Annotated in this window: 1 rRNA gene (cut by a window edge); it reads right to left on the reverse strand. The window is 55.0% G+C overall.

The annotated features are described in order from the left end of the window. A 23S ribosomal RNA gene (locus ABZ567_RS32255) occupies positions 1–2,500 on the reverse strand; its annotated part runs 247 nt beyond the window's last position; the annotation flags it as partial.

A 2,500-nucleotide genomic window follows, 5' to 3' on the forward strand; every position in this document is an offset into this window, starting at 1 on the left:
GAGCCGACATCGAGGTGCCAAACCATCCCGTCGATATGGACTCTTGGGGAAGATCAGCCTGTTATCCCCGGGGTACCTTTTATCCGTTGAGCGACACCGCTTCCACTTGCCGGTGCCGGATCACTAGTCCCGACTTTCGTCCCTGCTCGACCTGTCAGTCTCACAGTCAAGCTCCCTTGTGCACTTGCACTCGACACCTGATTGCCAACCAGGCTGAGGGAACCTTTGGGCGCCTCCGTTACATTTTGGGAGGCAACCGCCCCAGTTAAACTACCCACCAGGCACTGTCCCTGAACCAGATCATGGTCCGAGGTTAGAGGTCCAATTCGATCAGAGTGGTATTTCAACAACGACTCCACGATAACTGGCGTCACCGTTTCACAGTCTCCCACCTATCCTACACAAACCGAACCGAACACCAATACCAAGCTGTAGTGAAGGTCCCGGGGTCTTTTCGTCCTGCCGCGCGTAACGAGCATCTTTACTCGTAATGCAATTTCGCCGAGTCTACGGTTGAGACAGCTGAGAAGTCGTTACGCCATTCGTGCAGGTCGGAACTTACCCGACAAGGAATTTCGCTACCTTAGGATGGTTATAGTTACCACCGCCGTTTACTGGGGCTTAAATTCTCAGCTTCGCTCCCGAAGGAACTAACCGGTCCTCTTAACCTTCCAGCACCGGGCAGGCGTCAGTCCGTATACATCGTCTTACGACTTCGCACGGACCTGTGTTTTTAGTAAACAGTCGCTTCTCACTGGTCTCTGCGGCCCCACCCAGCTCAGACAGTACATGTCGTCACCAGACAGGGCCCCCCTTCTCCCGAAGTTACGGGGGCATTTTGCCGAGTTCCTTAACCATAGTTATCTCGATCGCCTTAGTATTCTCTACCTGACCACCTGTGTCGGTTTGGGGTACGGGCCGTGTGAAAGCTCGCTAGAGGCTTTTCTCGGCAGCATAGGATCACTGAATTCGCCTCAATCGGCTACGCATCACGTCTCAGGCTATGTGTGACCCGGATTTGCCTAGGTCACGCCCTACACGCTTACACCAGTATTACCACTGACTGGCTCAGCTACCTTCCTGCGTCACCCCATCGCTTGGCTACTACCAGATCAGGTCCCATGCATCCACCAACTCGAGACCCGAAGGTCTTCTCGTGGCTTCAGGATGGTTAGTATCACTGATTCACCATGGGCGCGTTCACACGGGTACGGGAATATCAACCCGTTGTCCATCGGCTACGCCTGTCGGCCTCGTCTTAGGTCCCGACTCACCCTGGGCGGATTAACCTGGCCCAGGAACCCTTGGTCATTCGGCGGACGAGTTTCTCACTCGTCTTTCGCTACTCATGCCTGCATTCTCACTCGTGTGGCCTCCACGGCTAGGTCACCCTGCCGCTTCCATGGCCACACGACGCTCCCCTACCCATCCACACACCTGCCAGAAAATCCTTGGATCAACTGGGGGCTATTGCGTGAATGCCGCAGCTTCGGTGGTGTACTTGAGCCCCGCTACATTGTCGGCGCAGGATCACTTGACCAGTGAGCTATTACGCACTCTTTCAAGGGTGGCTGCTTCTAAGCCAACCTCCTGGTTGTCTTCGCGACCCCACATCCTTTTCCACTTAGTACACGCTTAGGGACCTTAGCTGGCGATCTGGGCTGTTTCCCTCTCGACTACGAACCTTATCGCCCGCAGTCTCACTGCCGCGCTCTCACTCACCGGCATTCGGAGTTTGGCTGATTTCGGTAAGCTTGTGGGCCCCCTAGACCATCCAGTAGCTCTACCTCCGGTGAGAAACACGCGACGCTGCACCTAAATGCATTTCGGGGAGAACCAGCTATCACGGAGTTTGATTGGCCTTTCACCCCTACCCACAACTCATCCCCTCAGTTTTCAACCTAAGTGGGTTCGGTCCTCCACGACGTCTTACCGTCGCTTCAACCTGGCCATGGGTAGATCACTCCGCTTCGGGTCTAGAGCATGCCACTACGATCGCCCTATTCGGACTCGCTTTCGCTACGGCTACCCCACACGGGTTAACCTCGCGACATGCCACTAACTCGCAGGCTCATTCTTCAAAAGGCACGCCATCACCCCCAGCAGTAAACTGCTCGAAGGCTCTGACGGATTGTAAGCGCACGGTTTCAGGTACTATTTCACTCCCCTCCCGGGGTACTTTTCACCTTTCCCTCACGGTACTAGTCCGCTATCGGTCACCAGGGAGTATTCAGGCTTATCGGGTGGTCCCGACAGATTCACACCAGATTTCACGGGCCCGGTGCTACTTGGGTTTCCATTACAACAGTCACAAAGTTTTCGTGTACGGGATTCTCACCCTCTACGACAGGCCGTTCCAGACCACTTCCACTAACCCTGTGATTTCTTACTGTTGGCCTGCTCGGCAGAACAGACAAAATGAACCCCACAACCCCACGAATGCAACACCTGCCGGCTATCACACACCCATGGTTTAGCCTCTTCCGCTTTCGCTCGCCAC

This window comes from Streptomyces sp. NPDC016459, from assembly GCF_040632845.1.
GTDB lineage: Bacteria > Actinomycetota > Actinomycetes > Streptomycetales > Streptomycetaceae > Streptomyces.